The organism is Streptomyces sp. NPDC051822, from assembly GCF_044452745.1.
In the GTDB taxonomy this organism is placed as follows: Bacteria; Actinomycetota; Actinomycetes; order Streptomycetales; family Streptomycetaceae; genus Streptomyces.
In genome coordinates this window covers 46,331-52,662 of record NZ_JBITBZ010000020.1, presented here as the reverse complement: position 1 = coordinate 52,662, position 6,332 = coordinate 46,331, and the positions used below count along the sequence as shown (strand labels likewise).

Here is a 6,332-nt window from a genome sequence, read left to right as displayed (position 1 = left end):
GCGATGGTCGCCGTGCAGGCGACGGAGGACGAGGTCCTCCCGCTCCTGGACGGTCCGGTGTCGATCGCCGCGGTCAACGGGCCGCAGTCCGTCGTGGTCTCCGGTGAGGAGTCGGCGGTTCTCGCGGTGGCTTCGCGTCTGGAGGAGCAGGGCCGCAAGACGAAGCGTCTGACGGTCAGCCATGCCTTCCACTCGCCGCTGATGGACCCGATGCTGGAGGAGTTCAAGGCCGTCGCGTCCCGGCTGACGTACGCCTCCCCCCGTATCGCGGTGGTCTCGACGCTTACCGGCAAGGTCGCCACCGGTCAGGAACTCCGTACCGCCCAGTACTGGGCCGACCAGGTCCGTGGCACCGTCCGCTTCGCCGACGCCGTGAACACCCTCGCCGCCCAGGGCGTCACCGCCACCCTGGAACTCGGCCCCGACGGCATCCTCTCCGCCCTCGCGGCCGACCTCGTCCCCACCGCCGTCCCCCTCATGCGCCGCGACCGGCCCGAGGCCCTCACGGCCGTCACCGTGCTCGGCCGGCTCCACCAGCACGGCGCCCCCGTCGACTGGGCCGCGTTCTTCTCCGGCACCGGAGCCCGCCGCGTGCCCCTCCCCACGTACGCCTTCCAGCACCAGCGGTACTGGGTCGAGCAGACGGCCGCCTCCGCCGACGCTGCCGGGCTCGGTCTGCGGGCGACCGGGCACCCGCTGCTCGGCGCCGCCGTCACCCTCGCGGGCGCTGACGGGTCCGTGTTCACCAGCACGTTCTCCCCGCGCACCCACCCGTGGCTCGCGGACCACACCGTCTCCGGCTCCGTGGTGCTGCCGCCCGCCGCGCTCGTGGAGCTCGTGATCCGGGCCGGGGACGAGTTCGGGACGACGCTCCTCGACGAACTCGTCCTCGACGCCCCGTTCGTCCTCGCCGGGGGCGGCACGCATCAGCTCCAGGTCGGTGTGGGCGCCCTCGACGCCACCGGCCGCCGCCCGGTCACCGTGCACGGCCGCCCCGACGACCCCGACGCGCCGTGGACCGCGCACGCCCACGGCACGCTGAGCGTCGCCGCCGAGGGGCCCGCGTTCGAGCCGGTCGCGTGGCCGCCCGCCGACGCAGAGGAGATCGCCCTCGACGAGCTGTACGCCCGGCTCGCGGAGACCGGCCTCGCGTACGGGCCGGCTTTCCAGGGCCTCACGGCCGCCTGGCGCCGGGGCGACGAGCTCTTCGCCGAGGCGGTCCTGCCCGAGCAGGCCGGTGCGGGGGCCGGTTCCGCTTCCGGTTCCACTTCCGCTTCCGGTGCGGAGACGTTCACCCTGCACCCGGCGCTCCTCGACGCGGCGGTACGGCCCCTGCTGTCCGACGCGGCGGAGGACGGCGCCCCGCTCGCAGGCCACTGGCGCGGCGTACGGCTCCACGCGACCGGTGCCACCTCGCTCCGCGTCCGCATCGCCCCGCAGGGCCCCGGGGACGCGCGCGTCGAACTCTCCGACCCGGCGGGACAGCCCGTCGCCCTCGTCGCCGGGACCGCGGTGCGCGGTGTCGGCGGCGGCGACCTCGCGACCGCCGTCGACCGGCACGGCGACGCCCTGTTCCACCTGGACTGGACGCCCCTCGCCGTGCCCGGTGCGGGGGAGACCCGGCCGGCCACGCTCGGCGCCGGCGGCGACTTCGCGACCCCGGCCGACGTGGCCGCCGCCGTCGCCGACGGCCGGTCCGTCCCCGTCGTCGTACTCCGCGTCGGGCCCGAGCCGGCGGGTTCGCTGCCCGGCTCGGTCCACGCCACGACGGAGCGGGTCCTCGCGCTGGTACAGGAATGGCTGGCCGACGAGCGTCTTGAGGGAACGCGGCTCGCCGTCGTCACCTCGGGCGCGGTGGCCACCGCCGACGGCGAGGACGTCACCGACCTCCCCGGCGCGGCCGTCTGGGGCCTGCTCCGCTCCGCCCAGTCCGAACACACGGGCCGCATCACCCTCATCGACACGGACGGCCTCACCGACACTGACGCCCCCACCACCCCCGGCTCCGGGGGCCCCGCCCTCCTCGCCGCCCTCGTCTCCTCCGGCGAACCGCAGGCAGCCCTGCGCGCCGGGCGGGCGTTCGTGCCCCGCCTCGCGCGGGCCGCCGCCCCCGCGCCCGGAGCCGCCCCGGCCTGGAACCCGGACGGCACGGTCCTCATCACCGGCGGTACGGGCAGCCTCGGCGCCCTCTTCGCCCGCCACCTGGTGACCGTCCACGGTGTGCGGCACCTGCTGCTCACCAGCCGCAGCGGCCCCGCCGCCCCCGGCGCCCGGGAGCTGTCGGCCGAACTCACCGCGCTCGGCGCCCGGGTCACCCTCGCCGCCTGCGACACGGCCGACCACACGGCGCTCGCCGCGCTCCTCGGCACGATCCCCGCCGACCGTCCGCTCACCGGCGTCGTCCACGCCGCCGGTGTCCTGGACGACGGACTGATCGCGACGCTCGGCCCCGAGCGGCTGCACGCCGTGCTGCGGCCCAAGGCCGACGCCGCCTGGAACCTGCACCGGCTCACGCAGGACCGTGCTGAGGTCACCGCCTTCGTCCTGTTCTCCTCCATCGCGGCCGTCGTCGGCGGCCCCGGCCAGTCCAACTACGCCGCCGCCAACCAGTTCCTCGACGCCCTCGCCCAGCACCGGCGGGCCCACGGCCTGCCGGCCACCTCCGTGGCCTGGGGCCTCTGGGAGCAGTCCGGTGGCATGAGCGGCCACCTCAGCGAGACCGACCTCGGCCGCATCGCCCGCAGCGGCTTCCTGCCCGTCCCCCAGGCGCAGGGGCCCGCGCTGCTCGACCGGGCGCTCGCGCTCGGCCTGCCGGACGTCGTCGCCACCCCGGTGGACATCGCCGTCCTGCGGGAGCAGCCCGGCCGTATCCCGGTGGTCCTCACCGGCCTCGCGCCCGCGCCCGCCCGCCGGGCCGCCGCGGAGGAGGGCGCGACCGCGACCGGCTCGCTGGCGGACCTGATCGCCGGGCTCGACGGGCCCGAGCGCGAGCAGGCCGTCCTGGAGGCGGTCCTCGGCCGGATCGCGGCCGTCCTCGGCCACCCGGACACCAGCGCGGTCAACGCCGACCAGCCGCTGACGAAGCTCGGCTTCGACTCGCTGACCTCCGTGGAGCTCCGTAACCGGCTGAGCGCGCTGGCCGGGTCCAAGCTGCCCGCGACGCTCGTCTTCGACCACCCCACCCCCGCCGCCCTGGCCGCCTTCGTCTCCGGACGGCTCGCCGGCGGGACCGGAGCGGACGGCGACCCGGCGGCGCCCGCCGTGGACTTCGCGGCCGAGGTGCGGCTCGCCGAGGACGTACGCCCGGCGGACGAGGTCGTACGGTCGGCCGACGACCCGCGCGAGGTCCTGCTGACCGGGGCGACCGGCTTCCTCGGCGCCTTCCTGCTGCGCGACCTGATGCGGACGACGACGGCGCGGATCCACTGCCTCGTCCGCGGCGCCGACCAGGACGAGGCCCTGGCCAGGCTGCGGACCAACATGGAGTGGTACCGGCTGTGGGACGAGGTCGACGAGAGCCGCCTCTCCCTGGTCCTCGGCGACCTCGCAGAGGAGCGGCTCGGTCTCGCCGAGGACGACTTCGACGCGCTGGCGCGGACGGTCGACGCCGTCTACCACAACGGGGCCCGGGTCCACTGGCTGCAGCCGTACACCGCGCTGCGGGACGCCAACGTCCGCGGTACGGAGGAGGTGCTGCGCCTGGCGGCCCGTCACCGCACGGTGCCCGTGCACTACGTGTCCACCGTCGGCGTCTTCGACGGCGTACGGGAGGAGGGCGTCCCGCTCAAGGTGACCGACCCGACCGGCCCGGCGGAGGCGCTGCCCAGCGGCTACCTCCAGAGCAAGTGGGTCGCCGAGCAGCTCATCGGCATCGCCCGCGACCGGGGCCTGCCGGTCTCCGTCTACCGGGTGGACGTCATATCCGGCGACACGCGCAGCGGCGCCTGCCAGACCCGCGACTTCGTCTGGCTGAGCCTCAAGGGCATCCTCCAGTCGGCGGCGGTGCCCGCCGGCACGAGCGGCCGGTTCCACCTGCTGCCGGTCGACTACGTCAGCGCCGCCATCACCACGCTCTCCCGGCGGCCGGACACCGTCGGCCGTACCTTCCACCTCTTCAACCAGAGCTCCCTCAGCCTCGCCCAGTGCGTGGAGTACCTGCGGGCGCACGGCTACGAGCTGGCCGAGCAGGACTGGGACACGTGGAGCGAGCGGGTCGGCGGGGACGGCGACAACGCGCTCCGGCCGCTGCTGCACGCCTTCGAGATGATGACCTCGGACACCGACGGCTTCTACCCGCCGATCGACACCTCCGAGACCCTCGCGGCCCTCGCGGGGACCGGAGTCGACTGCCCGCCGCTGACCGCCGAACTCTTCGCCAAGTACGTCGAGTTCTTCGTGGAGGTGGGCCACTTCCCGCCCGCGCGGACACGAGAGCCGGCCGGGGTCTGATCCGGGGGTCCGGGCCGGGGTCTGATCCGGGGGTCCGGGCCGGGGCGCGACAGCGTGCCCCGGCCCGGACCACCGCCCCGGCCTCCGACTTGACACATCCTTTACCCGCCTCGGCCGAAGGTGGCCGGAACCGACCCGTCCGGTGGCAGCATCGGCGCCATGCTGGATACGGGTGAGATGCTGCGTGACAAGGTGATTCTGATTACGGGGGCGAGCAGTGGCATCGGTGCCGCGGCCGCGTACGTCTTCGCGAGGGAAGGCGCGTCGGTGGTGCTCGCCGCACGCCGGGAGGAGCGGCTCGGCGCCCTGGTGGCGGAGCTGAACGACAAGGGGTTCGAGGCCTCGGCGGTGGTGTGCGACGTGACGCGCGCCGAGGACGCGCGGCGGGCGGTCGCACACGCGACGGAACGTTTCGGCCGGCTCGACGGGGCCTTCAACAACGCGGGCGTCGGCGGGGACCGGACGCCTCTCCACGAGATGGGGGACGAGGTCTACGACGCCATCCTCGACACCAACGTCCGAGGCCTGTGGAACTGCCTGCGCGCCGAGATAGGCGCGATGCTCGCGGGCGAGGGCGGCGCCATCGTCAACAACAGCAGCGTGGGCGGTCTCGTGGCCATCCCCACCGCCGCTCCGTACGTGGTGTCCAAGCACGCGGTGGTCGGTTTCACCCGCGCCGCGGCCGACGAGTACGCCCACCGGAAGATCCGTGTGAACGCGGTGGCGCCCGGTCTGACGCGCAGTGAGATCACGGCCGACTGGTTCTCGCGCAACCCCGGCCTGGAGCAGGAGATCGAGGCGACGATCCCGCAGTCGCGGACCGCCGCTCCCGAGGAGGTGGCCGAGGCCGCGGCCTGGCTGCTCAGCGACCGGGCCTCGTACGTCACGGGCACCGTCCTGCCGGTGGACGGCGGCTACGTCAACCGCTGACCACCGACAGGACGGGCGTACCACCGCTCGTACGCGAGCGGACCTATCCGGCGCAGTCCATGTAGACGGAGAAGGTCCGCTCGCCGTTCTGTACCCCGGTGACCTCGACGCGGACGACGCCCTCGTCCGGGGCCGGCACGACGGCGGCGTCGATCCAGCACGGAGCGTCGAACTCGACGTAGCGGTCGAAGGTGCTCATCACCCGGACGGGGGGTCGGCCCGGCCCGGTGACGGCGTGCGTGGCCTGGTAGGCCGCCTCGATCAGGACCAGACCGGGCACGTGGTCGACCCGGTGGTCGTACAGCGCCTGGTTGGTCACGTCCGAGCGCAGCTCCCAGCGGTTCGGGAGGCCGCTCGGCGACAGGACGACCTCGTGGTCGGCGGCGCGCCCCACCGTGTGCGCCGGCACGGGAGCGGTCGGGAGGATCTCCCCCCACGCGACCTCGGCGTGTTCGCCGCGCAGTCGGCGGTAGGCCCCCGGCGCGATCCAGCTGTAGTCGAGCAGCGACTCCGCGACCAGCCGGCCTTCCGACAGGATCGACAGTTCGACGCGGGACGAGCGCGGGTTGTTGGGCGTACAGGTCAAAAGAATGAACAGGTTGTCCGGTTTGTTTTTGGGATCGTAAAAATCCTCGGAGACGTTGAAGTCCATCCACTCCATCAGGGTCTGGTGCTTGAGCGGTACGCCTAACTCCGCATGCCCGATGAGCAGGGCGCTCTGGCGGATCGTCTGGGTGATCAGCAGCGGTACCGAATTCCCGTAGACGCCCCCGTCGGGCCATTGCGCGGTCACCGCGTAGCGATCCGATCCCAGCGCGGACCAGTTCGTGAGCAGGATGGCGTCCGTTTCGCGCAGGTGTACGTACTCCTGGGGCACGGTCGGGACGGGTGCGGCCATCCGATGGATGGCATGGGTGTGCCGTCGGCGATCGGAGAGCAGGGCTTTGGGCATG

3 protein-coding genes are annotated in these 6,332 nt (G+C 73.9%); 2 read left to right on the top strand and 1 reads right to left on the bottom strand.

The annotated features are described in order from the left end of the window. Positions 1 to 3: 3 nt before the first annotated feature. Positions 4 to 4,449 (top strand): thioester reductase domain-containing protein, encoded by a 4,446-nt coding sequence (locus ACIA8N_RS35740; RefSeq protein ID WP_365783030.1) that lies wholly within the window; start codon positions 4 to 6, stop codon positions 4,447 to 4,449. 159 nt (positions 4,450 to 4,608) lie between these two features. Further along, positions 4,609 to 5,379, top strand: coding sequence for a glucose 1-dehydrogenase (locus ACIA8N_RS35735; RefSeq protein WP_365783020.1), 771 nt, complete (start codon positions 4,609 to 4,611; stop codon positions 5,377 to 5,379). Positions 5,380 to 5,422: 43 nt separating this feature from the next. Here ACIA8N_RS35735 and ACIA8N_RS35730 read toward each other — a convergent pair whose 3' ends face one another. After that, complete coding sequence (locus ACIA8N_RS35730; protein WP_365783018.1) at positions 5,423 to 6,277, bottom strand: ScbA/BarX family gamma-butyrolactone biosynthesis protein; 855 nt, start codon at positions 6,275 to 6,277, stop codon at positions 5,423 to 5,425. Positions 6,278 to 6,332 lie beyond the last annotated feature (55 nt).